The sequence below is a fragment of the Cytobacillus sp. FSL R5-0377 genome (assembly GCF_038004385.1).
Lineage (GTDB): Bacteria > Bacillota > Bacilli > Bacillales > Cytobacillaceae > Cytobacillus.
On record NZ_JBBORA010000001.1, the window covers coordinates 1,371,072 to 1,397,500 of the forward strand.

At 37.6% G+C, this 26,429-nt stretch carries 25 protein-coding genes, 16 tRNA genes and 2 rRNA genes (1 of these 43 only partly in view); 1 reads left to right on the forward strand and 42 read right to left on the reverse strand.

All coding sequences use genetic code 11. The features are described from left to right. Positions 1-2: 2 nt before the first annotated feature. The 20 genes from NSQ49_RS06845 to istA form a co-directional block, all read right to left on the reverse strand. Positions 3-1,031, reverse strand: coding sequence for a Gfo/Idh/MocA family protein (locus NSQ49_RS06845; protein WP_159871540.1), 1,029 nt, complete (start codon positions 1,029-1,031; stop codon positions 3-5). Position 1,032: 1 nt separating this feature from the next. Further along, on the reverse strand, positions 1,033-1,773 hold the full coding sequence (locus tag NSQ49_RS06850; protein ID WP_159871543.1) for a ThuA domain-containing protein: 741 nt from the start codon (positions 1,771-1,773) through the stop codon (positions 1,033-1,035). A 15-nt stretch (positions 1,774-1,788) separates the two neighbouring features. Then, positions 1,789-2,517, reverse strand: coding sequence for a response regulator transcription factor (locus NSQ49_RS06855; RefSeq protein ID WP_159871545.1), 729 nt, complete (start codon positions 2,515-2,517; stop codon positions 1,789-1,791). Continuing rightward, positions 2,495-4,303: a sensor histidine kinase gene (locus tag NSQ49_RS06860; RefSeq protein WP_251284763.1), complete on the reverse strand. Its 1,809-nt coding sequence runs from the start codon at positions 4,301-4,303 to the stop codon at positions 2,495-2,497. Before NSQ49_RS06860 ends, NSQ49_RS06855 begins: the two co-directional genes overlap by 23 nt. A gap of 146 nt (positions 4,304-4,449) precedes the next feature. Next, on the reverse strand, positions 4,450-5,736 hold the full coding sequence (locus NSQ49_RS06865; RefSeq protein WP_251284762.1) for an ABC transporter substrate-binding protein: 1,287 nt from the start codon (positions 5,734-5,736) through the stop codon (positions 4,450-4,452). A gap of 68 nt (positions 5,737-5,804) precedes the next feature. Further along, positions 5,805-6,632, reverse strand: a complete 828-nt coding sequence (locus NSQ49_RS06870; protein WP_251284761.1) for a carbohydrate ABC transporter permease — start codon at positions 6,630-6,632, stop codon at positions 5,805-5,807. Next, a complete protein-coding gene (locus NSQ49_RS06875) occupies positions 6,632-7,573 on the reverse strand; it encodes a carbohydrate ABC transporter permease (RefSeq protein WP_159871557.1) in 942 nt (313 codons plus the stop codon). Before NSQ49_RS06875 ends, NSQ49_RS06870 begins: the two co-directional genes overlap by 1 nt. An 835-nt stretch (positions 7,574-8,408) precedes the next feature. Beyond that, a complete protein-coding gene (locus NSQ49_RS06880) occupies positions 8,409-8,813 on the reverse strand; it encodes a GIY-YIG nuclease family protein (RefSeq protein WP_251284760.1) in 405 nt (134 codons plus the stop codon). 569 nt (positions 8,814-9,382) lie between these two features. Beyond that, the gene (locus tag NSQ49_RS06885; RefSeq protein ID WP_251284759.1) at positions 9,383-10,498 is read right to left on the reverse strand and encodes a hypothetical protein; all 1,116 of its coding nucleotides are present in this window, start codon (positions 10,496-10,498) and stop codon (positions 9,383-9,385) included. A gap of 12 nt (positions 10,499-10,510) precedes the next feature. Then, positions 10,511-11,341 (reverse strand): DNA-processing protein DprA, encoded by an 831-nt coding sequence (locus NSQ49_RS06890; protein ID WP_251284758.1) that lies wholly within the window; start codon positions 11,339-11,341, stop codon positions 10,511-10,513. 193 nt (positions 11,342-11,534) lie between these two features. Continuing rightward, a complete protein-coding gene (locus NSQ49_RS06895; RefSeq protein ID WP_251284757.1) occupies positions 11,535-11,894 on the reverse strand; it encodes a P27 family phage terminase small subunit in 360 nt (119 codons plus the stop codon). A 132-nt stretch (positions 11,895-12,026) separates the two neighbouring features. After that, a complete protein-coding gene (locus NSQ49_RS06900) occupies positions 12,027-12,281 on the reverse strand; it encodes a hypothetical protein (RefSeq protein WP_251284756.1) in 255 nt (84 codons plus the stop codon). A gap of 65 nt (positions 12,282-12,346) precedes the next feature. Further along, positions 12,347-12,754: a phage major tail protein, TP901-1 family gene (locus NSQ49_RS06905; protein ID WP_251284755.1), complete on the reverse strand. Its 408-nt coding sequence runs from the start codon at positions 12,752-12,754 to the stop codon at positions 12,347-12,349. Between the two features lie 108 nt (positions 12,755-12,862). Next, the gene (locus tag NSQ49_RS06910; RefSeq protein WP_251284754.1) at positions 12,863-13,966 is read right to left on the reverse strand and encodes a phage major capsid protein; all 1,104 of its coding nucleotides are present in this window, start codon (positions 13,964-13,966) and stop codon (positions 12,863-12,865) included. After that, the gene (locus NSQ49_RS06915; RefSeq protein ID WP_251284753.1) at positions 13,959-15,164 is read right to left on the reverse strand and encodes a phage portal protein; all 1,206 of its coding nucleotides are present in this window, start codon (positions 15,162-15,164) and stop codon (positions 13,959-13,961) included. The genes NSQ49_RS06910 and NSQ49_RS06915 overlap by 8 nt, the downstream gene beginning before the upstream one ends. Positions 15,165-16,182: 1,018 nt before the next feature. Next, positions 16,183-16,950 (reverse strand): NUMOD3 domain-containing DNA-binding protein, encoded by a 768-nt coding sequence (locus NSQ49_RS06920; RefSeq protein WP_251284752.1) that lies wholly within the window; start codon positions 16,948-16,950, stop codon positions 16,183-16,185. Positions 16,951-16,969: 19 nt separating this feature from the next. Beyond that, positions 16,970-17,371 (reverse strand): hypothetical protein, encoded by a 402-nt coding sequence (locus tag NSQ49_RS06925; protein WP_251284751.1) that lies wholly within the window; start codon positions 17,369-17,371, stop codon positions 16,970-16,972. Between the two features lie 131 nt (positions 17,372-17,502). Continuing rightward, entirely contained in the window at positions 17,503-17,886 is a 384-nt protein-coding gene (locus NSQ49_RS06930) for a replication initiator protein A (RefSeq protein WP_251284750.1), read from the reverse strand. A 182-nt stretch (positions 17,887-18,068) separates the two neighbouring features. Further along, a complete protein-coding gene (gene istB, locus NSQ49_RS06935; RefSeq protein ID WP_174752389.1) occupies positions 18,069-18,833 on the reverse strand; it encodes an IS21-like element helper ATPase IstB in 765 nt (254 codons plus the stop codon). Continuing rightward, entirely contained in the window at positions 18,830-20,404 is a 1,575-nt protein-coding gene (gene istA, locus NSQ49_RS06940; RefSeq protein WP_174752390.1) for an IS21 family transposase, read from the reverse strand. Before istA ends, istB begins: the two co-directional genes overlap by 4 nt. A gap of 350 nt (positions 20,405-20,754) precedes the next feature. Here istA and NSQ49_RS06945 point away from each other — a divergent pair, with 350 nt between their 5' ends. Then, positions 20,755-20,997, forward strand: a complete 243-nt coding sequence (locus NSQ49_RS06945) for a hypothetical protein (protein WP_251284749.1) — start codon at positions 20,755-20,757, stop codon at positions 20,995-20,997. Between the two features lie 167 nt (positions 20,998-21,164). Here NSQ49_RS06945 and NSQ49_RS06950 read toward each other — a convergent pair whose 3' ends face one another. The 22 genes from NSQ49_RS06950 to NSQ49_RS07055 all read right to left on the reverse strand — a co-directional run. After that, on the reverse strand, positions 21,165-21,434 hold the full coding sequence (locus NSQ49_RS06950; protein WP_251284748.1) for a TipAS antibiotic-recognition domain-containing protein: 270 nt from the start codon (positions 21,432-21,434) through the stop codon (positions 21,165-21,167). A gap of 11 nt (positions 21,435-21,445) precedes the next feature. After that, a complete protein-coding gene (locus tag NSQ49_RS06955; protein WP_251284747.1) occupies positions 21,446-21,925 on the reverse strand; it encodes a hypothetical protein in 480 nt (159 codons plus the stop codon). A gap of 115 nt (positions 21,926-22,040) precedes the next feature. Further along, the gene (locus NSQ49_RS06960; RefSeq protein ID WP_251284746.1) at positions 22,041-22,856 is read right to left on the reverse strand and encodes a hypothetical protein; all 816 of its coding nucleotides are present in this window, start codon (positions 22,854-22,856) and stop codon (positions 22,041-22,043) included. 203 nt (positions 22,857-23,059) lie between these two features. After that, entirely contained in the window at positions 23,060-23,971 is a 912-nt protein-coding gene (locus NSQ49_RS06965; protein WP_251284745.1) for a tyrosine-type recombinase/integrase, read from the reverse strand. 121 nt (positions 23,972-24,092) lie between these two features. Beyond that, positions 24,093-24,174, reverse strand: a tRNA-Leu gene (locus tag NSQ49_RS06970). Positions 24,175-24,197: 23 nt separating this feature from the next. Continuing rightward, a tRNA-Leu gene (locus NSQ49_RS06975) sits at positions 24,198-24,286 on the reverse strand. A 28-nt stretch (positions 24,287-24,314) separates the two neighbouring features. Further along, positions 24,315-24,388: transfer RNA gene (locus NSQ49_RS06980), tRNA-Cys, on the reverse strand. A 17-nt stretch (positions 24,389-24,405) separates the two neighbouring features. After that, positions 24,406-24,480: transfer RNA gene (locus tag NSQ49_RS06985), tRNA-Gly, on the reverse strand. Positions 24,481-24,484: 4 nt separating this feature from the next. Further along, positions 24,485-24,559: transfer RNA gene (locus NSQ49_RS06990), tRNA-Gln, on the reverse strand. 58 nt (positions 24,560-24,617) lie between these two features. Beyond that, positions 24,618-24,693, reverse strand: a tRNA-His gene (locus NSQ49_RS06995). Between the two features lie 11 nt (positions 24,694-24,704). Next, positions 24,705-24,778: transfer RNA gene (locus tag NSQ49_RS07000), tRNA-Trp, on the reverse strand. 7 nt (positions 24,779-24,785) lie between these two features. Then, a tRNA-Tyr gene (locus NSQ49_RS07005) sits at positions 24,786-24,869 on the reverse strand. Positions 24,870-24,886: 17 nt separating this feature from the next. Further along, positions 24,887-24,962, reverse strand: a tRNA-Thr gene (locus NSQ49_RS07010). 16 nt (positions 24,963-24,978) lie between these two features. Further along, positions 24,979-25,051, reverse strand: a tRNA-Phe gene (locus NSQ49_RS07015). 169 nt (positions 25,052-25,220) lie between these two features. Next, positions 25,221-25,297: transfer RNA gene (locus NSQ49_RS07020), tRNA-Asp, on the reverse strand. 3 nt (positions 25,298-25,300) lie between these two features. After that, a tRNA-Met gene (locus tag NSQ49_RS07025) sits at positions 25,301-25,374 on the reverse strand. Positions 25,375-25,383: 9 nt separating this feature from the next. After that, positions 25,384-25,459, reverse strand: a tRNA-Val gene (locus NSQ49_RS07030). Between the two features lie 4 nt (positions 25,460-25,463). Next, positions 25,464-25,538 (reverse strand) — tRNA-Glu (locus NSQ49_RS07035). A 15-nt stretch (positions 25,539-25,553) separates the two neighbouring features. Then, positions 25,554-25,644 (reverse strand) — tRNA-Ser (locus tag NSQ49_RS07040). 5 nt (positions 25,645-25,649) lie between these two features. Beyond that, positions 25,650-25,724: transfer RNA gene (locus tag NSQ49_RS07045), tRNA-Asn, on the reverse strand. A gap of 20 nt (positions 25,725-25,744) precedes the next feature. Beyond that, positions 25,745-25,861, reverse strand: a 5S ribosomal RNA gene (gene rrf, locus NSQ49_RS07050). Positions 25,862-26,112: 251 nt separating this feature from the next. After that, a 23S ribosomal RNA gene (locus NSQ49_RS07055) occupies positions 26,113-26,429 on the reverse strand; it runs 2,619 nt beyond the window's last position.

The window sequence follows — 26,429 nt, forward strand, 5'->3', positions numbered from 1 at the left end:
CCTCAATTAATTCTGACAATCTGCTTTGTTTCACTTGACTCAAGGGCAGCTAGAATCACTTGGAGCGATTTCATCCCCTCAGATCCAGGGATGGCAGGCTCCTGGCCTTTTAGTATACTTTCAACAAAATGGTCAATGACACCTGAACTCTTTTGCCCGCCTTCTTCATTAGTCTGAATTCCGCCGAGCTCATACTTCACTGTTTCACCGTTAGCATACTGAACAATGAGAGAGTGCAAAGGATCATCTTCTAATCTTAAAATGGCTTTCTCACCATAGATAATAGTTGAATTGTCTTCTTTAGAAACATAAGACCAGCTTGCAGCCAAAGTACCAATCACACCGCTTTCCGTTTTCAAGACACATACGGCTGTATCATCGACATCAGCATCCGTTTTGGAACTAGTTTCAACAAATGCCCCAACCTCAGCAAACTCTTCACCCAGCAGATAGCGCAAGAGGTCTGTCTTATGGACACCAAGGTCACCCATAGCACCAATAAAAGCCTGATCTTTCTTGAAGAACCAGCTATCTTTGCCATCTGCACTCCATCCTTCTGGTCCGCCATGGCCAAAGGCAGTCCGGAAACTGTAGATTTTTCCCGCTTCACCCTTTGCAATTAATTCTTTTGCTTTTTTATGAGACGGAACGAAGCGCTGATTATGAGCAATCATTAATTGCTTTCCACTTTTACGCGCTGCTTCTATCATTTCCTCTGCTTCTTCCTTAGAAGTGGCCATCGGCTTTTCACATAAAACATGTTTGCCCTCGTTCAATGCTGCAATCGAAACAGGGGCATGCAGATAATTCGGGGTGCAGACACTCACTGCATCTATTTCCTTGTCAGCCAACAATTCGCTATAATCGGTATACGCCTTAGCCTCGTAAAGGTCAGCAAACACATTTGCACGCTCTTCATTAATATCACAAACTGCTTCAATGACAGCCCCGCTGCTGGCATGATATTCAGGCATATGCCTGTGCCTGGCAATACTTCCGCATCCAATTATTCCAATTTTGAGTTTTCTCATCCTACTTCACCACTCCTTCATGTTTCACACTGATTTTCTCCAGCGGCTTCGCATTTCCATAGACCGGTACCGGAAGATCAGCCTGTTTAGCCCACTTTACAGCATTTTTTATAACCTGCTGAACCTCCTTATGATAATAGGTTGGATACGTTTCATGTCCCGGGCGGAAATAAAAGATTTTCCCTTTTCCGCGCTTGTATGTACAGCCGCTCCGGAAAACTTCCCCGCCTTCAAACCAGCTCAGCATGACAAGCTCATCCGGTGCAGGAATATCAAAATGTTCTCCGTACATTTCCTCTTTTTCAAGTTCAATATATTCTCCAAGGCCTTCTGTAATCGGATGGCTCGGGTCTACTATCCAAATTCGCTCCTTTTCATCCGCTTCTCTCCACTTTAAATCACAGGAGGTTCCCATCAGCACTTTGAAAATTTTAGAAAAATGCCCGGAATGAAGAACAATCAATCCCATTCCATCGAGAACTCTTTGTTTAACTTTTTCAACGATTGAATCCTCAACTTCTCCATGTGCCAGATGCCCCCACCAGACTAGTACGTCTGTTTCCTGTAAAACGGCATCACTCAGTCCATGTTCAGGCTCATCCAATGTTGCTGTCTTCACTTTTAATTCTTCTCCATTTAAAAAATCGGCTATGGCACCGTGTATACCATTGGGATAGACAGCCCTTACCTTTTCCTCCTTTTGTTCATGGCGGTTCTCATTCCAGACAAGTACGTTAATCATGAATCTTCCTCCTTCTTAATGCATGCTTCTATATTCATTTGGGGAAATCCCCTCTGTCTTTTTAAACACTTTGCTAAAATATTTTTCATCCTGATAACCAACCTGGAAAGCAATTTCATAGATTTTCAGTTTAGGGTTCAGCAAGAGCTCCTTTGCCTTGCTAATTCGGACATTTGTGATAAAGTCTGTAATAGTAGCCTGATATTCCTGTTTGAATTTCCTGGAAATGTACTCCCGGCTTAAATAAAATCTGTCTGCAATTTCCTGGAGGTTAATATCTTTGTTATAGCTTTCCAGCAGAAATTGTTCTATTTGCTGAATCACATTCAACTCCCTGTTTTGCTCCTGCGTGCATTCCAATGAAGTATTTTGCTGATTCCATTCATTAATGGCTCTCTCCAGGATTTCATTCAGTATATCAGGGTCGATAGGCTTCAAGATATAATCAAAGCTTTTATAACAAATGGCATTCCTCATATAATCAAAATCATCATATCCGCTGACAACAATCGTCTTGCTGGAAAGGTCCGAAGAATGTATCCATTTTAAAAGGCTTATGCCATCTCTCTTTGGCATGCTCATATCTGTGAATATGATTTCCGGGCGATGCTCTTTTATCAGCTTTATTGCCTCATTTCCATCTGCCGCCTCCATGATCGTGTCAATCCCAAAGCGGCTCCACTCTCCCAGAAGCATTAAGCCTTCCCGAACATGCTGTTCATCATCCACAATAATTGCTTTCATCTTTTCCACCTTCCATCCTTTTTGGAAGTTTAATAGAAACCTGCAGCCCTCCCTGCTCAAGGTTCTTAAGCTGCAGGTAAGCGCGGCTGCCATAATAAAGTTTTAACCGGACATAAACATTCTTCAGGCCGATATTCATTAACTCTCCCTTTTGTCTTATCCTGTCATTCATCAAATGCATCCGGATTTCCTTTAGCCGATTTTCCGAAACCCCTGTGCCATTATCTTCAATAAGAATATCAAGATAAAATTCATCCTGTCTGCATGTTATGTTAATCTCTCCAGTTTTTTCGCGTGCATCAAAGCCATGTTTAAAGTAATTCTCCACTAAAGGCTGTAAAATCATTTTTGGAACAGGAAACCCCAATGCTTCTTCATCAAGCTGGAAATTGAACTGAAGCTGATCATCGAACCGTTCCTTTTGCAGTAAAAGGTATGCCCTGGTATGTTCAATCTCTTTTTGAAGAGAGACCATACCCTCCTCCATATTCATGCTGTATCTCATTATTTTTGATAGGCGGGTAACAGAAGAATATATTTGCGGACCTTGATTTTTCAGAGCCGCTGTTCCAATTGACTGCAATGCATTATATAAAAAATGCGGATTAACCTGTGACTGCAGAACCTTAAGCTGATTGGTCTTGTTTTCAAGCTGAAGTTTATACTCCCTATTGATGAGATCATTAATTTTATCGATCATTTGCCTGAATCGATCACCGAGATAACCAATCTCATCATTGCCGAAAGATTTAAAGCGGACATCAAGATTTCCCTTTTCAACCTGATCGATATTACTCAGGAGGATTCTGATGGGAGAGGTAATTCTGAAAGAGATAAATAGCGTGGCGAGGATAACAAGGAACAGCCCTATTACGCCAAATATGATATTTATTTTCGCCACACTGAATGCACTTTCATATAAAGTGGCATATGGAACTCGCTTTACAAGATACCAGCCGCCCGAATTTTGCGATAATTGATCATATATCATTACACCATTGAACGTTTCTTCCTTCCATTCAACCGTGCCATTTTCCTTATTTGTTTGTATTACCCAATCCATCCAATCAGGCGCTTTATCTCCTTTATCATCCGTTGAACGATAAATTATGTCCCCTTCAGGAGATATAATATAGAATTCTTCATTATCCCCCGAATAAAGATTACGGCTGATATTGGTTATTTGATCCGGCGAAAACTCCAATGAAATATAGGCCAATATATCATCTGCCGGAATATTGATTAAAGACCTGTGAAGCGTAATGACATTTTCAGGCTTTTTATCTTCAGGATTCTTAATCTTATGGATGGGCTCAAGGTACATATTGTTTGGACTTTCTTTTGCTTTATCGTAATATTTTTGGCTCGCAGTTGGCAGTCTCTTCGAAAAAACAACTGTAGAGCGGCGGGACGCAGTTATGAGCCGATTTTCCTTTGCAACAGCAATATTGACTCGTTTGATATTTTCCTCAGCATACAGGATGGTAGAAATTACATTTCTTACTGCTTCGACAGCCTGATAATTATTTTCCTTCCTGGGATCTTTTAAAAAGTTTATTAAACCCGGGTTATTGTAGAGGGAAAGTGTCAAACCGTCCAACTCATTTATATACCCCTCCAGGTTTACTTTTCCTTGATATAATAGGTTGCTGTTTTCTTCAATGGCCTGATCTTTCAATGATTCCGCTGTATGGTAGTAGGTGATGATAATGGACGCTCCAAAGGGAACGATCGTAGCTATCATTAATAGAACGATCAGTTTATTCCTGATACTCTTTTTGAACATGTACATCCCCCGCTGCTTTCTCTTTTACAATAGTATAAAGTAACTTCCTTTTTTTTGGGGGGCTTTTTTGCTGTGGAATCTAATAGATATAAAAATAGAAAACAGAAAGCATATCTTCCGCAGACATGCTTCCCGTTTCACCAAATTTATTTCAAATTATCCCAGGATGTCTGGAAGCGTTCAACGACCGTATCATAGTCAATCTTTCCTGCAGCATATTCCTGGATTGTTGCAGCAAATTCTTTATTGGCGCCATCCGGCCATCTGAACCATGTCCAAGGAATTGTTTTCTCTTCCTTAGAATACTCAAGAATGTGCTTTCCAAGCGGCCCTAAACCGGTTGGCTCAATATTGTCAAAGGCTGGAATGAAAGCAAACTCTTCTGTGATATAACGCTTGCCTGTTTCAGAGGAAACCATCCAGTCAAGGAATAACTTAGCCTCTTCAAGATGCTCTGAGTTTTTGTTTAGAACCCAGTTGTTTGGCACGCCTACTGGCAAACGGTCAGCTTCGGCTTCATCATCAGTTATCGGAATCGGGAGGAATCCCATATTAATGTCAGGGTCGATTTCAAGAATCATGTTCTCCGTCCAGTTACCCTGCTGAAGCATAGCTGTTTTGCCGGAAGCAAATAGTGTGACTTGAGTATTGTAATCAGTTGTTAAAGGATTGTCATTACCAAATTTAATTTCAGTATCCAGAACTTCTTTAAATTCTTTAAATTTATCATTTCCAGTTAACTTTTCAGACCCGCTGTATAAGCCTTCAATAAATGCAACAGGGTCCTCCTGCTGTGCAAATGGGATGTTTAACAAATGCTGCCCAATGACCCACCACTCACCGTAACCAGCTGAGAAAGGGGTAATCCCTTTATCTTTGAGCTTTTTAGCAGCATCCTTTAACTCAGAGATCGTATTAGGCGGCTCAGTAATTCCTGCCTCTTCAAATAAATCTTTGTTATAAATGAAACCATAGCCTTCCAGGTTTACTGGCATTCCATAAAGCTTGCCATCTGCATCGGTGGTTGGAACCTTGCCAATAGGAAGCACATGCTCTGCCCACGGCTCATTTGAAAGGTCAGCAAGATGCTCTTTCCAAAGCTCTAATTCCTTAAATCCTCCATTGTTAAAAATGTCAGGCTGTTCACCGGATGCAAACTTCGCTTTTAATGCGGCACCATAATCAGCTCCGCCTCCGACTGACTCAAGCTTTATTTTAATATTTGGATGCTCTTTTTCAAATTCGCCAATCATTTCCTGAAGCTGATCGGCAATCTCCACTTTAAATTGGAACATGTTCAGTGTTACCACTTCATCCCCGTTTTTTGAATCATCCTTAGGCTTTTCATCCCCTGAAGAGCTGGAAGAAGAACAGCCTGCCATAATGCCTGCCATTAGAACAAATGACAGCAATAATAGAGCAAAGCGTTTCATTTTGTTTCCCCCCTGATAATTTTTTATATAAACTTTCACAGCCCTTTTGGCGGCAAAAGTCTCTATAACTACTTTATGGAACCCTGGGCAATGCCTTTAATAATGTGTCTCTGCAGGAACAGGAAGAAAATGATGACCGGTGTAATGCCCATCACAAGGGCAGCCAGTCCCATATCCCACTGCTTTGTATATTGTGCAAAGAATGAGCTTGTGGCCAGAGGAATCGTCCTAAGCTCTGCATCCTGAAGCACGAGAAGCGGCAGCAGATAGTCATTCCAGATCCACAATGTATTTAAAATGACAACTGTTACAGTAATTGGCTTCAGAAGTGGAAAAACAATTCTCCAAAAGACGCCAAACTGGCTGCACCCATCAATTCGGGCAGATTCTTCTATTTCGATTGGAACAGTTTTTATAAAGCCATGATAAAGGAAAAGCGATAATGGTACACCAAAACCAAAATACATAATGATGAGACCAGGTATGCTGTTTGTCAGATTCAGTGTGCCTCCGAGCTTCATCAGAGGAATCATGACTGTCTGAAATGGAATAACCATTGCAGATACAAATAAGACAAACAGGATTTTGCTGAATTTCCCCCGAGTCCTGACCATCTTCCAGGCAGCCATAGAACTAATAATAACCAGTCCAATATTGCTGATTACGGTTATTATAAGAGAATTCCAGAAGGCGCGCGGGAAATTAATGATATCCCATACCTTCATATAATTGGAGAATAAAAACTCCTTTGGCCATGCTGCAGCATCAATCAAGATATCAGCAAAACCCTTTACTGAATTAATAAACACAAAGTAAAAAGGAATGAGGAATATGATTCCTAATATGATTCCGATGATCTCCAGCAGAAACGTAACCTTCGTATATCTGGGATTCATTAGGCCTCAACCTCCCTTTTCTTCGTCATCATCACCTGAACAGTTGTAAAAATAGCTACCACAATAAAAAATAAAATCGATTTTGCGGTACCAAGACCATAGCGGTTATTCTGGAATGCTTCCTGATAAATATTAATCGCAACCGATTGAGTCGAGTTAAATGGTCCGCCGCCTGTGAGCGAAATATTCAAGTCAAAAATCTTAAATGCCATTGATATAGTTAAAAAGAAACAAATCGTAAATGCCGGTAATATGAGCGGAACGATAATTTTTGACAGGAGTGTCCAGCTTGATGCTCCATCGATTCTTGCTGCCTCCAGCAGCGACTGATCAACACCCTGCAGTGCTGCAATATAAATAACCATCATATAACCGCTGATCTGCCAGGCAAACACAATGACAATTCCCCAAAAGGCTGTTATCTCATCACCAAGCCACGGAAGCTTAAAAACCGAAAGATCCGTAAGATTACCGATAGCAGCGAACCCTTTGACAAAGATAAACTGCCAGATGAATCCAAGCAATAAACCTCCAATAACATTCGGAATGAAAAACACAGTCCTCAGCAGATTCCTGGACTTCAAGGCTGCATTCAATAATAAGGCAAGTCCAAACCCTAATAAATTACTAATAATAACAGAAGCTAACATAAATTTAGTGGTAAAAATAAAGGAATCAAAAAACTTAGGATCATTTCTAAAGATCTTCATATAATTCTCAAGTCCAACCCACTCCACCACAGAACTGACTCCATTCCAGGATGTAAACGAATAATATATTCCCATCAGGAAAGGAATGATCTGTATCACCAGGAAAAAAATTAATGCTGGCCCTACAAAAGCAAGGTACGTTAAAATCTTTTTCAAATTTACTTTTTTCCTGGGAACTGCTTTAACCTCTGACTTAATTGCCGGTTCCCCGATCTCGATCTTTGTCTCCAACTTTCTTCACCGCCCCCTAATTTCCTGCAAACGCTTTCTTACATTATATTTGAAACCGTTTGCATATATAGGTGACTGAATTGACTAGATGGTGTAATATTTTGACTTTTTCAAAATCTGCAACTTGTTTTCATGAAAATCCTTGCATTAAATGAAACTATCTTGAATATAAGGATGTGAATTATGATAGTAAAAATTCGGTATGAACCAGAGGAATTAAAGCTGCTTCGATGTTTACAGTGCAGAATGAAACTTACTTCTAAAGATCAACAGTTACTTTTAAAACAGAATAGCTCTTTTCGGCTGAATTTTAGTGCCGTTTACATGGGATTTCCGAAACTGAACAGCTCTATTCAGTCGCATTAGGGCTGTTCACATGACATTTCTCAAAACTTAAGGGCTCTATTCTAATGCATTAGCTTACCTGACATTTTTAAAAGTGATCCCTTTTATTACTCCTGCCCAAACAGGAAAATGCCATTTTAATTTACTTCCGAACAGTTCAGAACCCACTTTCGAAACCATCCTCTGAAACGTTCGAAACTCTGGTTGAACACTGATATCCCAGTAAAGAAATTGGCTGCATTAATGAGGATCAATCTCCGCCAATATTCACAAGGATAGAAATTAAACAATAAAAAAGGTTTCCCTAATGGGAAACCTTTTTTTAGATACCGGTGGTCGGGGTCGAACCGACACTCCAGAAGGAACACGATTTTGAGTCACCATTTTGGGTAAACTCCTTACCAGTACCTGATATATCAACGTTCTATTAATTTCGTATAAAATCGGTGCACAAGATTACCTTAATTATGCCTCAGATTATTATTAAGAGTCAAGAAATGTTTACCTGCTTATTAAACTTTGCTTGTCCTAGCCTTTTATACTTCTTTATCAATTTTGCCTCATAAGCTCTTGCTTCTTTCACATCATCAAATTCCTCTACAAACATAAATTCAACTTTTCCTTCCTTCAGAAGCTGTTTATGTTCTTTGTTTCTTCTATTAGTATACCTTCTACATCTATACCAATTACCACTTCCAACGTATATGACTTCCTCTCCATTAAGATGTAAGTAAACTGTCTGTTTATCAACTTTTCTAAGTTTATCCGGCTTCAGATTATACTTCTTAATAAGCTGTTGAACTTTCTGAAAGTTCGTTCCATAAATCTTTGCTATGTCTTGGTTTGTCATTTTATCTGATAGATGCTGCTCAAGTTCTTTTTTAGTTGGTAACAAGTTATATCAACCTCCTAGTGCATTTCTATCAGTCTTATATAATTTGTAAAAAAAATTACTAAAAAACAGTGATACCCCTATTTATTTATGAAATTTTTCATGGTATAAAATGTATGGGGGAGTAAAACCTCCCTGCAACATATGTAGACTACCAAATTTGAATTTGAACGCTGGCGGCAGCAAGAGGGGATCGGAATCACCCATGTGGGGATTCACGATGGGGGCTACCTGAAAAGGTGGTGTTGTTCTTTTTCATAAAGAAGGTGGATACATATGTTTAAGAAAACTGTAATAACTGGGGTATTTTTTATTATTGCCCTCGCAGTAGTGCTAACAACTTATGTAATTGTTTCGAACCGTCCTCTAGATGTGACGTCAACTCGTTGTACAAAAGTATCATTTAATCTCGTACAAGGGATAAATTTCACTTCAGCCGAGGGTATGAATGCACGCTGCATAATTAAATAAAAACGGAGTCTATACTTCAGTTTTTTCCGAGGGCATCCCCCTCGGTTTTTTATTGTCACAAAAACCCCTTCTCATTTCTGAAAAGGGGCAATGATTTCTGCTTATTTTTTTATAATTTTATGAATTTCATTAATTATGTCAGATGACTTTTCATTAGCTTCCACCTGAATTCTCTTTTTATCTACCAATTGATATTTATATCCTGGTTCAAAAACATTACCGGAAAATGTATAATCTTCTTTGTAATATGGCTTTTTAAATGATCCAATTGCAACAAGAATAATCTCGGTAACTCCTTCATTGATTAACAGATTTCTTATACATTCAAATGATGATCCATAGGTAACATAGTCATCAATGACGCATATTTTTTTTCCTTTCAATTTACCTTTATATTTCGGGTTCAAACTTATCGTGTCAAAGTGTCTCTTGGCCCCCTGCCTAATCCTATCATTGCTATCCATATATGTAGATTTTTCGGCAGGTGTGTGTCGAATAAACAACTCATCTTTTCTACTATTTTTGAGCAGGTAACGAGTCCGCTTAACAATATCATATATATTATTGTCATTAGAGCCGCTGGATGAAGGCACACTCATCCAATAATATACATCATGGAAATCCTCTATTCCTATTATCATAGTTAAATAGTGAAAGTAAACTGCATACTTGTAATCTTCGTTTCCATATTTAAGAGTACGTTTATATTTTTCAATCATCTCAGCTTCATTTTTTACTGCATAATATTTATTTGCATTAGAAACAGCAATCAGTCTCGTGAAATCATCTACTTTAAAATCATAAAACAACTCAGTATCAAGGCGTAAAATATCTATACACTGAATTATTTGTTTAAAGCTCTTTAATTGGAATCCATACTTTTCTATATTTGCTTCAACATCGGATAACCATAATGGATTGATCAAAAGTATTTTATTATTTGCGGCAATCCTGATATCTTCATCAACGGCCCCAACTAACATGATGTTTTTAGGGTTGTCAACAAATTTTCTGGACAATTCCCCCCGCTGTCCATATTTTATACTAGCCCCAGGAAGATCTGCCTCTATTATCTCTTTGTACTTCTGTTGGCTTCTTGTAACAAGAACAATCTGAATATCCTTTTCTTTTACTAATTCAGCTAATTCAAATATTTCTTTTCTTATATTATCATCACTATCGAAAAAGACATTTCTTGAAATTAAAAGATAATACATTCTTGTCCCCCCTTAGTTATTAACATCAATAGCATTAAACCTACCAATATATTCAATAACTTCATCAGTTAACAGAGATGAATCATAATAAATTTTTTTATTATATTCATTACCTTTACGGACAGTATTTAGCGTGCCACTTTTAATTGACGCTTCTATAACAAATATTTCATCACTCATTTTCGCCACTATAGAATTTCTATCAGTGAAATTTGACTTGTATGTATTTTCAAAGGGGCCGGTTACTGTGACAGCTAATCCGTTATTTTCTATAATATCTTTAAATAGTCCTTTATTTTCTGCAGGATATATCTTTTCGAATGAGGTTGGCAGTACAGCAATTGTGTTTCCTTTATGGACTATTGTTTCCTGATGTACAATTGTGTCAATCCCTTTCGCCAAACCACTTACTGTAATCCAACCTTTATCAACATACTTTTTTACATACTCCCTCGTCTTTGCTTCAGCTCTGTATGAAGAATTCCTGGTCCCTATAATGCCAACTTTTTTATTTATTTGCTTCAACAACTCTAAATTCCCATAACAATACAGAAATAATGGCTCATTATTGTATTCAAACAAATGTTTTGGAAAATCTTCCATTAAGCTACAGTAAATCTTGACTCCATCACTTTTATACTTTTTCATTTTTTCTGTAAACTTTACAGAAAAATCAAGTAAGGACTTATAGTCTTCGGAAAGTGCCTTTTCTTTTGATGTATAAATATCTAAATACTTATTGTGAAAAGGGTGATTTGGATTAAAAATGATATCAATAATTGACTCTTCATTCTGGTAAATTGTTCGTAATGTCTTATCACTAAAACCAAATTGTTTCAACAATAAGAGAATACTCCGTATATTGTTTGTTATCAAAGTATCCTCCCTCCATCTAATTTTTTTAATAAATGACATAAGATATAGTTTCCCCTCTATTATAGTAAAATATAATCAAAAGTGATAATTTAAAATTCGTTTACAATAAAACAAGCAAAAAAAATAGTATGGCCACATCCTTTAATCGGATATGACCATATTAGACTCTACCAAGAATCTTTAGGAGGGGATCTTCACTTAAATCCACAGGTTTTGCTTGTTCCTCTTTGAATTTCTGCGTTGCATCCAATCCAAGTAATTTAAAGTTTTCTATTATTTTTGCCTGGGCTTTCATTGCTGTACTTACTGAAGGATGTTCCTTCTTTCCATGAGGACCCTTTATTGTATAGCCATCTTGAAGAAGTTCACCTTCACAAGCTTCTACGGTTGCAAGATTGAAAGCTAAACGTTCAATTATGATTTGGTTAGTTGAATCAACCTTTCCAATCTTCTCAAGTTCATTTACAACATGGTTAAAATATCTTTTAGCTGTATCATTAAAATGCCCTGGAGCTTTCATGAGCGACCTCCCGTTTACAATTTTTTACATAAAAATAGTTTTTACAAAAAATGCAGGTAGTAAAAGAGACACCTCCCTCGTTATTACTAGACAAAAAGGCTTTTTTTCAAAAAAGATAGGCGGGTACGTCAACTACAACCAATCCCGAAAATAAGAATATGACATTGGTTCACATCCAAAGTCACGTAAAGTAAGATTCACTTTGTCACAAAGACCCATCCTTGTGATCTTCTTTCCTTTGTAGTACATCAATTCAACGATATGTTTCGATTGAACTGTTGCAATTGCTCGTCTGAATGCACTTTCCCCAATGTCCCCTCTTAGTTCTTGAAGAACATCCATCTTCTCTTCTTTACTCAATGGTTGATTGATTTCAATTACCTTCATTACTATCCTTCCTTTCTATGTAGTAAGAAGAAGACTAAGAGAAGTCTTAGCCTTCAATTCAGATATTAGTTTGCTGTTTCGACTACTAACGCACCGTTACCTTGCAATGAAATGCTGTATGTTACCAAATCATCGTATGGAAATTCGAGTGAAAAATCTGTGATGGTGCAATTTCCTCGATATTTCGTACCTGATGGCATTTCAAGATAAACATTGACGTTCTCGCTATTCAAGAACTTATCCTCTAGAATCTTGTATGCAGCATCATCTTGAACGAATGCTCCATCGCAATCAATACTGAACGATTTGAAGCCTTGTAGAGATTCTTGCCAGAAACCTTCTGTGTCTTTAGATGTTGCGTCAATTGATTCGGCTGAACGATTGAGCGTAGCGTTCCTTTGCCCCGCGAGCACCTTTCCTGACGTATCATCATGAATATATAGCTTTACTTTCATGCCCGAGATCTTGCTCATGTATATTACCTCGTTTCGTTTATTTCTCAGATTTAAAAGAAAAAAGGAAGCCAGAAAAAATATTCTAACCTCCAAAATTTGTGAACATTTTCACATATAGGCGTATAATTAAGCAGAAGTGACAACTAACTTAATGGCAGCTTGTGGATTTGTAACTGCTCCATCCATATAACCATCAAGAACAAGCAGCTGAGAACCACGAAGTGCATTAGGACCATCAATGATTTGCTTGATTGACATTTCTTTCTTCACTAGAATGCTGTATGCTTGCTTCATGTTAGCAAATACGGCAGGAGTCTCACCAGCAGCTTCGCCAGCATCGAGCGCTTCTGTTACAAATACCGGTCGACCAAATAAAGTGTAAGTTGGCTTTCCATTAACAATTCCATTTTGCATATAGAAGTGACCGTTCTCATCTTTAAGCTTAACTACTTTATTGAAGAAGCTACGAGACATATAAAATGCTGCATCTTCCAAGAATGCTGGATGAAGTTCAGTATATAAATCTAGTAGTCCATCAACTGAGACAGCTCCTGAAATTTCTTTACTTTTTACTTCAGTATCACCGATAACCCCTGAAAACTGTTTATCTCCATCTCCGTTGAAAATAGCGTGTTCAGCAGTCTTACCAACGCGGCGGCCAAGTAATTCATTTACATAAGCAACAATATCAACTGCTGAATCGTTCATTAATTGATTAGAGAGACTTACTGCTGCACCTAAGCGTTTCTGTTTAAGCTCGACATGTTTGAAGTTGATTGAGCTCTCAAGAATTTCTTCTCCTTCACCAAAGAAACCGGCTTGTACACCATCATTTTCACGAGCAACTTTCAAAGTTCCGTTTACTGAAGGAAGTTTACGTGCGTGTTGGAAGGCAGGAGATACTTCTTCCATTGTTTTAATAATTTCACCTTGAACGTTTTCAGGAATTAATGCTGTAGCATTAGATGTTGTTGATAGATTACGAAGTTCTGTTTCAAAATTTCCCATTGTGCGTGTTTCCATCTTTTTCATATCTTGATTACCTCTTTCTTCTTTTTGTAATTTTTCAATCTGATCCAAAAGTTTGTTTCCTTTGGCCAAATTTTCATCATAAAGTTCTTTAAATCTTTCGCTCATATTTCCTGAGCGTTTTTCAGAAAGCTCTTTAAGATAGCTGAGAACTTGTTCAGCTTCTTTTTTCAGTTCATCAATTTCTTTTTGCTTACTCATTTGGAACTTTCACCTCCGCTTTGTTTTCTTGTGGCCCAAGATTTAAGAAAACCATTTGGCCATCGGAATAATTAACAACATTTCCAATAGATAAAAGTCGGAAATCTTTTTCTTCTTTAGGAAGATCAAGTTTGTATCGAGCTTCGTTGAAGCTGATTAAACCTGACTTGAATTCTTCTGATACCGTTTTAACTTTTTCTTCTTCGGTGGTTCGAAGGAGTTCAGAAGTATCGAATCTAAAGAAAAAACCCAAGTCTTTTTCGACTCGAGATAGTAAATTCTTATCAAATGATGCCTCAATAGAAGTAATGATTGGAGTAAGAGTAGCTCTTAAGTATTGGGCACTGTTTTGAGATAAACTATCGTACTTATTGGCTGAGCTGTTTATCATGGATTCAGGAATATTGAACACTCGTGCAATCTCAGAAATAGTATGTTTATTTCCTTCATGTAAACCGAGCTCATCTGGTTTAAGAGATAATTGTTTGTAATCAAGACCTTCTTCCAGAATAACTGTCTTTCCAGAATTTCTTGTTCCTTGATACAAGTTTTCAAAACTTGAACGAAGACGGCTGATCGCTGTCTCAGTTAATCTGGAGGTTGCTTTCAATAATCCTGTTGGAATTGCTCCATTTTGTAGCAATGTTTCTTGATAGTTTAGCTGTTCATAAGCAGTATTGAATAACTTTCCTGCATCATGAAGAAGTCCATTTGTACCGGAGTCAATTTCAATTACTTCATGTTCTTCAAGCTCGACTGTTTCTAAGCCTTCAAAAATATACTTCTTTTGAGCAATTGTAATGTTATCTTCTGTATAAGACTCTTCTTGAACGTTCTTAGCTGGTAGATGATAAAGCTTATCTTCTTTGTTGTATAAATAAGCTTTTCCTCGAAGTAAATAATCTTGAACGACCTTCTTCTTGATGACTTGAGCTGAATCAAAAGAATTTGCTTCATGATTCAAGACAGAAACTCTGCTGTCTTCGATATTACTGATGCCTTCGTCCTTTTCAACTTTTAAATAGATCGGTAGTTGAGAAATAGAAGAAGAAATCAATTCAACAGAAGCTTTTACAGCTGGAATTGATAAAGCTTTGTCTTCATCAATTAAAGCTGGCGGTCTACTAGAAAAAATAGTAGTAGAAAAATAATCTTTTGTAGCAGCCTTAGACGTGTTACCAAAAGTAAAAAGTCCCATTAGCTTTCCTCCTTGTAAAGTCTTTATTTTGTTGCAGAAAACTGCAAAACTTTTAATTGATAAAAAAAATAGAGCCATACCCGTAGGTATGACTCATGTTCGACTTCCTGTGCTCAGTTAAGTACAATAGTCAACTTTCTCTCCGCCGTAAAATACAACTTTGAAATTCGAAGACAGATAAGAGAAATCGTTACAAGAATTGGTATTCGTCCTGTTGTATTAGATCAAAACTTTTCAGACAAGTAAAATTCACGAAAAACTTGTCTGTCTCCCCTTCTTTTAACATACATAAAATGTGAGCATCTTTTCGGATGCTATTTATTTACTTTTAATTATTTGTCTTATGTAGTGGCTCGAGGGAGCCCCAACCCTCGAACCTGTGCCAAAACCATTCGAATACTTAAGAATCGAGATGAATGTAATCTTCAGGAAAAGGAACGTCAAACGTCATCTAATTTCGTATTCATTGTAAGTGCTTTTCAGCACTCATTTATATAAGTTGCTTAAATTCAAAATGAAAAAACCAGGCTATGACGGACCTGGTTTCTAAGGAGGAATGTTTTATGCCTTGAATAAAACATTCTACTAACAACAACCTGCATTAATTAAGGGGGAATCTTATAACCCAACTACTGATAAGGAGTGTTGCCACGAATTGTTGTTAGCTAATTATGATACTGTTTGGTGCCCCATTACTGGACATGATAAAAATAGGAGGTCAAGCACTTTTACAGAACTCAATAGAAAAGGAGGAACCCCATGGAATAAGGTAAAAATTTGAGTTCTGATAAAGTGCTCAACAATGATCTAAAAGCCTTAAAAGAAAAACGTTGCTGAAGCGTTTCTCAAGAGAGAGCTATCGAACTCAGGAATGAAGGGACCTTTCTGAATAACTCTCTCTAATTTATATATATACAAAAAGAAGTTGCTAGACGAAAAATTGCACTTTTCTGCAACTTTTTATCTCTCTAGTAATATTATACTTAAAAACCCTTTAATGTAAGAATATTCAATAATTTTATAGCGAAACTTGCTGTGAATTAGCTCTTGTAGTTATGTCTCGAATAACTTTCCATCCATGCCATTTACTTCTTTTAGTTGGAACCCAACCATTAGAAAGAGAATGAACTGCTTTTCCTACAGAGTCATCAGTAAATTGTGAGCCCATCTCTTTTGCAAACTCAAAGCTTGAAGAATACTTTCCATAGAATTTTCCGTCTTTAAATACTATTATTTCTTTGGAACTTGATTGACCAATTTTCTTTTTAGCTTCCTCTGAATGAGTTCTACCATACATCGGATTATTTTTTCCGGAGATTAATTCCCCTTTGCCGTACAGCCAGTGGTTTTCTCCAGATAGCAAATAACCCTTATCGAACATTGGATGATTTTTGCCGGTTACATTATACATGCCATTTTTTTCTCCGGAATTAGCTTTAGAAATTTTCTTCTTTGAATCTTCAGTATGTTTCCCCCATTTGTTTTCTTTCCCATACATCCCATTACGTTCACCCCGATAATCTTCCCCACTTGCTTGAGCTAATCCGATATCGTGATAATAACGTATCAGCTGCCTTTCGTAATTAATCGCCTCTGTTGAAGTATCGAAATACTGAATGATTTCTATATCATAATTTTCATTATTTTCATTAACAATTTCATACCACTTTTTTGATCGACCTGATTTTTCATAGGCTCTATAAGGATTGCCCGCTCTATAATTTGAACCAACATAAAATACTTTTCCATTGATAGAATGAGTGTAGACATAATATTTCTTTTCCATTTTCATTACCTCCGATTTTTTATATTGCTGGTTCAATAATTGTAAGCTTATCTATTTCTTGTTGAGTCTTTGGATACTTAACAAAGTAAATGCTTGGGTCATACTTCGCAGAAGAAATTTTCTTTCCTTTTTGTTCAACTATCAATTCTGCTTTGATTAGTTTGTCTAAAGAGCTTCTAACTGTTGGAACTGAGATTCCTAACATCGTTGAAAAAGATTTTGGATAGCTTTTGATGTAAGCAATTCCGTTTTTAGTAACTTGCTCGTGATAAGCAGCAGCTCTTACTTGGTCATGAATGTAAGTATATAGAATTAAAGCATTAGCATTTAATTGATCTTTATAATAAACGTTAGTCATCATGATTCTTGGAATAGAAGCAAATGATGGTGTATTTTGATAGTTTTCAATAGTTACGAACATAATAACAACCTCCAATTTATTGGTTATTTATAATACATTTATATCTTGAAGAATTAATTCGTAAATGAGATTTCAAAAATTTTTTCAATAAAAATATAAAAAAAATAGCAACCATTGAGGCTGCTAGAATTTTAGTTCATGTCTGGATACTCGTGGTTTCTTTGACCATCTTTCCAAATCTCGTAAGGTGTTACATAGATCGGAGTGCTGATTCCATTTTTCTTTTCAACTTGCTCCTTATAATCTATCAATCCCAAGTCTTTCAGTTGCTTCTTTAATTTGAAGAAAGTTCCCTTGCTTATATTTAGTTTTTCTTTTGCATGAAGTTCTGTGAAAAGAATGAATACTTGACCATTTTCATTAGTATACTTTTTGACGTTCTCAGGTCGCTTAGAAAGGCTGACTTGATTTGCCATCATTGAGTAAAGAATAATTCCATTGGACTTTAATTCTTTTGTTCTTTCATTTGTGAACATTTCATAATATACTTCAAAGTAGCTTGATTTTTTTTCCATTTTAAATTCCCCCGAATATTGTATTGTGATTTAACTCACAATTCTTTTATATCGTGGGTGTATAAAACGTAAACTACTTGTAGTATATTTTTTATACTTGTTTGCTATTGTGAGAAAGCTTGCTTTCGAGCAATAAATCAAGTTATTGTGACCGTCAAGTAGAATGATACAATTTTTGCTGATTAATTTGAGACACTTTGTTCACCAAAAATCGTTTTTCGATGTTTCATTCTCCAACTATCTTCATTTAAATGAACTATTTCCACTCGATGTAAGATCCGGTCCAGTATAGCTGTCGTGATGGCTTGGTCGCCCAATAGCTCACCCCATTCTTTAGGCCCTTTATTAGATGTAAGTATAATCGAGGTTTGGTTATAAAGGGTGTTAATGAGATGGAAGAACATATTAGCTTCCTGTTTATCCATTGCCATAAACATCAAATCATCAATAATAACCAAATCTGCCTCTCTTATTCGCTTCATTCTTGTTTTGGATTTCCTCGTTATTTCTTCAGTCTTTAATGCCTGAATTAAATCTCCCATAGTGGTAAAGATCACTTTATATCCCTGGTTTAAAGCTTCTATTCCTAAACCTATCGAAAGATGGGTCTTACCGACACCTGGCGGTCCTAGAAAAATGATGTTATATAGCTGCTCAATCCATGTTAAATCTTTTAACTGGTTTAACTTCTTACTGCTCAAAGACTTTTGCTCATTCACATTATACTCATCCACAGTACTATGGAAGGGAAACGTCGCCCACTTAAATCGCCTTTCCAGCTGCTTTTCATCTCTGCGTTTTTGTTCATAGGTTACTACATCTAGTAGAAACTGAGTAAAGGACAAGTCCCTTTTCTCAGCTTCTCTTATTAACTCTGGCAATCGATCAGCTGTTTCAGCTAACCGAAGGGACCTTAATTTATCTTGGACCTCCTGAAGCTGATTCAACTTTGATCACCTTCTTCCAGTAAAACCGTATAGGCATCTACATTTCTCTTTTGTGCTTCTGTTTCTATTATCCAACCGGATATGCTATTTAATGGTGAAACAGTCTCAGCTTTGTCGTTTGTTGTATCATGAACCTGTCGTTGTCGCTTGAGGTATAAAATGATATCGCTGAAATCTGTTGCACTATATAAGTTTCTCTTGATACATTCCGAGAGGGCTGCTGTTAGAAGCTGCTCGTTATTTTGTTTTGTTTCTTTTAGTATCATTTGTAACTGATCACGAATATACCGTGGGTACTTCTCACGAAGTTTATCCAAGTAATCGTAGGCCGTTTCTGTTTCTTCGAATCGTTTTGCCACAGTATCAATAAATGTATCGATTCCTTTTGAGCGATCTCTTGTATGCTTTCTGTCTTTAATTAATTGTCCTTTACCATCCGGAATCTGATGTTTGGCCAGGAGTTCTCCTGTCTCAGAGTTATAGATTAATAGTTCTCTGTCTTTTGTTTCTTTTATTGAGACCATTTCATGCTTATGAAAAGTTCCAAGTGGAAGGGAGTACCTATTGGATAAATACCGTATGGTATTGTCCTTATGGATGCTTCTTGTTATACTATTTTCATGATTGTTTAGGAAATTAATGTTTCCTGAGACTGGTCTTAAGTGTTGCTTTTCCAAGGAGAACACTTCGACCGGTCTTTTTTTTGTTGTGTTGTGGATTTTTCGATTACCTGTACGATTTAGCCATTCCCATCCTTGCTCATTCCAAGAATCAATATTATTGAACACTCTATACTTGGCGAAATTGTACTTAATAAATCCTACAACGTTCTCTATTTTCCCTTTGCTTTCTGGATCGGCTTTCCTACAAACCCGAAGGTTTAAATTTCGAGTTTGCTTATAGTGCTGAAACTCTTTCGTTAAAATGAGATCTCCGCCATTCTCGCTCACCACAATTAAGCTATCCTGATCATACACGAGTTCTCCTGGGATCCCACAAAACCATTGAAAAGCATTTTCATGAGCTTGAATGACATCTTGAGTTGTAAAGGGGCGATCTAACCACTCTTTATATTTGTATCTCGAGTTAGATAGCACAAAGGCAATAAAGTTCAGCTTTACTTCTTTATTATCAGACGTTTTCTGCTTGGTGTGCCCAAAGTCAACTTGGACCTGTTCCCCCATTGGTGAATCAGGTATTGCTTCATAATCCCTTGGTGAAGATTCCTTAGCTATTTTATATTCAACTCTTAGCTCCCTTACGTAAGCACGGACTGTGCTTTCACCCACTTCAAGTTGTTCCTTATACCTTTCCATCAACCAATCTTCTACTTGTGCTGCTGAAAGATCAGGATGTTCCCTTAACCAATTCAAGATTAACTCTTTATAAGGATCCAACTTTTTCTTTCTTGTTTGTAAAGATTCAACCCATTCTGCCATCTCCGAAGGAGATCTCTTAAGATGCCGATATACAGTTGCCCTGGATACCCCCAGTTTATCTGCTACTTTGGATTTACTAAAACCTTTCTTGAGTAACTGCTGAATTTCCATATACATTTCCCACTTATCCACCTTTTCTCAGCCCTCCAATGATTTAAGAATCAAACCATCATCATACAATGGAGGAGCTATATATTTTACTGGTATATTAGGGTAAATAAGTGTTTCATCTTATCTAGCAAAAACTGTCTACTTTAGTTTAGCAGTCACAGTTATATATAAAGGTAGTTTAATAAAGTTAGTTAGAGTATAATCCGTATACTACTTTTGACCAAAGTTTATACTACTCTAGAATAAAAAGTATACTACACTAAAAATAGTATAAAATGAGAATTTTATAAATAAAAAATCGGACATTAAGATGCCCGACAAATTTACTAATCTGCTATAATATTAAGATACGTACAATGAGGTGATTACATATGATCGTCCTTTACAAAAAAGAAGGAGACCAAGAAAGAAAAGTAGCTGCTTTTATCAACTTGAGACAAGCTTACATTTGGTCTTGCGCCAATGGAATTATGAACAGTAAGTATGTTGAATTAAGTGTTAAAATGAATGACTATATAAAAATGAAAAAACCTTCTGAAAAATATCCAGATACAGAACTTTATCGTTTTTCCAAAGAAGAAGGAGACTTATTCCAGCCTTTTATCTTATTTTAGCTTTCATATTAATTTAACAGCAAATCATAATATGGTTTTGTTCAGCATAATTTTTCTGACAGTCGTTCATTAGTGTCTATCAGCCCATATGACATTAAAATTCATTTATTAATATTCTTTTAAAATTAAACTTGGGCTGATTTTAGGCTTCAGGAAAACATTAAAAATCAATAATCTTCATCAATCTTTGCTTTTGGAAGATTTCTTACATTGTAGTGCTTATCATAAAGTTCATTAAGCAGCTTCCATCTTTCAGAATTGTCCATTGTCTCGATCAATTTTAAAATTTCTTCCGCTGTCGATTTTACTTCCTCTTTGTTGACTTCTTCCAATCTGTCAATCTTCTCTTCAACTTTATCAAATCGTTCATTCATTTCCTTTTGAAACTGCTTGATATCATCCAATATTCTCTCTGCGGTCCATTTCTTGTCTTCCAAGAACATCACCCTTATTTAAGTTTTGATTCAATATCTTCAATCATCTTGTCGGTAAATATATCAGAGTTGAACTCCAGGTCAAGGCCTAAGAGAAGTTGGTTAGCTTTTTGAAGTTTAGAAAGATCTTGATCTGCAACAGCTTGTTGAACAAGCTCCTTTGACTGTTTTAGCTTATCCAATACTTTTGGATGGGCCGAACGATTCTCAGCAACTTCAACTGCATCATTAGAATACTCTTCCACAACTTCAATATTTAGAACCTCAGAGAAGTTTGAAGCAGTAGCAATTGCTCCATCTAAGAAGATTGAAGCGTTATGAATTGCATCAGAGATAGTTCCGTTCTCTTCTAAATTTTCATCAGCTACAGTAAGTACAAGTGGCTCATTTACTTCTTCATCAGCATTAGCTTCGGAAGGTTTTTGATTACTTACACCAAACCAAACAGTTCCAGCAACGACAACAGATAGACTAGTAAGAAGAATTTTTTTCATGTTAAACATACCTCCATATTTTTATGGTAACAAGTTCCAAATTTATATTCAAGAAAAATATGGAAGTATATCCTAAACCTGATTTAAAAATAAGTGAATGTTTATACGGTCTAATTCATTCTTCAAGCCAGTTATAGAATGAAATTCCACTACTTTCAGCATTTTTCTTAATCTTTTCAATAGGATTTATTCTTCCATGCTTAACATTAGAACGATACAGCGTATTTTGTAAGCAGCTTCTAAAATATAATTCAAAATTCCAAATATCGTCTTTATTTCCTATCTCGTCTAAAACTCGAAAACAAACAGATTTACTGAGCCCTTTATCCATGAATTCAAGAACTAAAGAATTGATAATATCTTGATTGTTACCTTCTTTGTTAACAAAATTATTCTTTTTATTTTTAAATTGTTCTTTTTCATTTATATTTTTATATGCCTGTCTCTTTTGGTTAGGCTTGTCTTGACCTTTGTTACTCGCAAGGTTTTCCCTTTGGTCATAGCTGGAGAAAACAGCAGGCTGCTCCTTTACTATGTTTTCAGGCTCTTGTTCTTCGTTCAGTTCTTCCTTTTTGTCAGAGCTGCTATTTTCTTTTGGAAGATACAACTTCAGAATTTTGTTTGTAATATGGAAGTACTTTCTCGCTGGTGTACCCATGATTACAGACTCGATGTAGCCAGCTTCTTCTAAATCCTTGATTGCTTTCACTTGCTGTTTGTAAGATAGAGCTGTTTCTTCTTCAATTACTTCACTTGTTAAGTAGAAGAACTCTTTTCCATCACGAATAGTAAGCATATCCTTACTTCCGAAACTTTCATAGCTGCTGCATAGTTGACCAAAGATGATTGCTCCATTGACTGATACTTCTCTTGCTACTTCTTTGTTGAACATCACGAATGCGTTACCACCAAGAATTGATAATAAGTTCATTTTTCCCCTCTTCTCCTTTTGACACAGAAGAAGAAACTTGCTACTATAAAAGTAGAAGAACATTCTTCTGTATATGTATAGACCTTGTTCTAGAGTTCCAGCTCTATAATGAACAAGGTTTTTATTTATAATTATATTTTAACACTTTAAAGTAATAACGTAAAATATAAGTTGGTAATATTATCCTTAAATTTTCAATCCATTTAAAGCTCCATATTGCCTGTGTTTCTTCTCAATATCAGGTCCCCATAGGTTTCATATCTCTTAGTGATTGTCATGTCACTATGGCCTAATATGGTCATTAATGTGAATGCATCTACCCCTGACATAATCATTCGTTTAGCCATGGTATGCCGGAATGTATGAGGACTTACTCGCTTTCCGATGTTAGCTTCCTTTCCATACTTTTGGAACCTTGTTTGAATACTGTGTCGATTCAATACCTTGTCATCCTGACTGATGAATAGTTTATTTGTATTAACTTCCCCTCGCAGCTTCAAATACTTACTTATTTGCTCTTGTGTAATTTCAGATATGTATACAGTTCTTTCAAATAAGTTTTTTGTCATTCTGATCCGTATTTTATTTCCTTGAATATCATCAACTTCAATTCCAACAAGTTCAGATAATCTAACACCTGTATCAAGAAAGACCAGAAGGATTACTTCATCACGAAAAGAAACAAATGTTTTCTTCTTTCTAATGGTATTTAGCAATAGTTCAATTTCTTTATTATCTAACGTTTCAATTTCCTTCTTTCGATCTCTTAAAAGTTTAATGTTCTTCATAGGATTCTTCTTGATGATTTTCTTTTTATGTACGAAATTAAAGAATGAACGGAGCGCTCTCAGCCGAGTATTAATAGAAGTTACACTCGTAGTATTTTTACTAGCCAGGATAAATTCTTCAACATCTTTTTCTTTCCAGGATGTTAACGGCTTTCCCATTCTCTTCTTTGCAGCTTCAATTTCTCTTCGATAATACACAATGGTTGCTGGTCTCAAATTTCTAAGTTGGCAATCACGAAAGAATGCTTTAAATGCCTCTTCCTCAGTATCTGTGTTTCTTATTAGATTTAATTCTTCCTCAGATAATGTTCCTCGTCTTTTACCCATAATTTCACCTCAAGGCACACGATTCAAGGCACACGATTTTTACTTAGTAAACTACACAAAAAAAGACCTTCAACAGAACGTTGAAAGTCTCTTTTCATAAGGTTTTGAGCCTTATAGGTACTACCGGTGGTCGGGGTCGAACCGACACTCCAGAAGGAACACGATTTTGAGTCGTGCGCGTCTGCCAATTCCGCCACACCGGCATATTAAAATGAATTAAATCTTGTGGTGCCGAGGACCGGAATCGAACCGGTACGGTAGTCACCTACCGCAGGATTTTAAGTCCTGTGCGTCTGCCAGTTCCGCCACCCCGGCGTATATCAGCGTATCAAGATTTAGATTATGGAGGCGGCAACCGGATTCGAACCGGTGGTAAAGGTTTTGCAGACCTCTGCCTTACCACTTGGCTATGCCGCCATAAAGATAAGAAATTCTGGAGCGGAAGACGGGATTCGAACCCGCGACCCCCACCTTGGCAAGGTGATGTTCTACCACTGAACTACTTCCGCAAAATGGCTGGGCTAGCAGGATTCGAACCTGCGAGTGACGGAGTCAAAGTCCGGTGCCTTACCGCTTGGCTATAGCCCAATGATCATTTCTTAGTACATTTATATGAGAGTACCCTTGTACTGTTTCCTAAAAATTATGGGGCGACTGATGGGAATCGAACCCACGAGTGTCGGAGCCACAATCCGATGCGTTAACCACTTCGCCACAGCCGCCATAATCATATTGGCAGGGGTAGTAGGAATCGAACCCACATCAAAGGTTTTGGAGACCTTCGTTTTACCATTAAACTATACCCCTATATAAATGGTGGAGGGGGGCAGATTCGAACTGCCGAACCCGAAGGAGCGGATTTACAGTCCGCCGCGTTTAGCCACTTCGCTACCCCTCCATATTAACATGAAAAGATGGTGCCGGCGAGAGGACTTGAACCCCCAACCTACTGATTACAAGTCAGTTGCTCTACCAATTGAGCTACACCGGCTAATCAAATTAAAAGGTGGCTCAGGACGGAATCGAACCGCCGACACAAGGATTTTCAGTCCTTTGCTCTACCGACTGAGCTACTGAGCCAAAATAATATTATATCCCTAAATCTAAACACATGTGCTTCAAAGCCCTGCGTTCTTTGTCGCAGATTTTAAAAGCATGCTATTCGATGATGAAAAGCTTCGCAGCTGCATTCTTTTAAAATCCTCTACCGACTGAGCTACTGAGGCATTTTGTATTAATTTTGTAAAAATGGCGGTCCGGACGGGACTCGAACCCGCGACCTCCTGCGTGACAGGCAGGCATTCTAACCAACTGAACTACCGGACCAGATTGCGGGGGCAGGATTTGAACCTGCGACCTTCGGGTTATGAGCCCGACGAGCTACCGGACTGCTCCACCCCGCGATAATAATATGGTGGAGGATGACGGGATCGAACCGCCGACCCTCTGCTTGTAAGGCAGATGCTCTCCCAGCTGAGCTAATCCTCCAAAATGGTGACCCCTACGGGATTCGAACCCGTGTTACCGCCGTGAAAGGGCGGTGTCTTAACCGCTTGACCAAGGGGCCAATATGAAATTTATATGGCGGAGAGCAAGGGATTTGAACCCTTGATACGCGGTTAGCGTATACACGATTTCCAATCGTGCTCCTTCGGCCACTCGGACAGCTCTCCATTTTTGGCTCCGCAGGCAGGATTCGAACCTGCGACCGTTCGGTTAACAGCCGAATGCTCTACCACTGAGCTACTGCGGAAAAGTGGTATTTTTAAAACAGCCCGGCAGCGTCCTACTCTCACAAGGGGACAGCCCCTAACTACCATCGGCGCTGAGAAGCTTAACTTCCGTGTTCGGTATGGGAACGGGTGTGACCTTCTCGCCATCGCCACCAGACTATTTTTCAAAGACAAGTATTATTATACCGTCTTTTTATCATTTTTCAAGAGGAAATTTACTTTTTTTCGTTCCCTCAAAACTAGATAATGTATGAAGAAGTATTTACCGAGTATTCACCAATGACTTGTCTAGCTTCGGCTCCTAACTTCTCGGCCGTTTCGATCCGTCCCTCCAAACCCAAAACCAGGATTTGAATGAACGGCTCTCCAACGTCTCTCGAAGTTGAACAGTCGCCTCCGCTTTTCGTTTTGGTTAAGTCCTCGATCGATTAGTATCAGTCAGCTCCACATGTCGCCACGCTTCCACCTCTGACCTATCAACCTGATCATCTTTCAGGGATCTTACTAGCTTGACGCTATGGGAAATCTCATCTCGAGGGGGGCTTCATGCTTAGATGCTTTCAGCACTTATCCCTTCCGCACATAGCTACCCAGCGATGCCTTTGGCAAGACAACTGGTACACCAGCGGTGCGTCCATCCCGGTCCTCTCGTACTAAGGACAGCTCCTCTCAAATTTCCTGCGCCCACGACGGATAGGGACCGAACTGTCTCACGACGTTCTGAA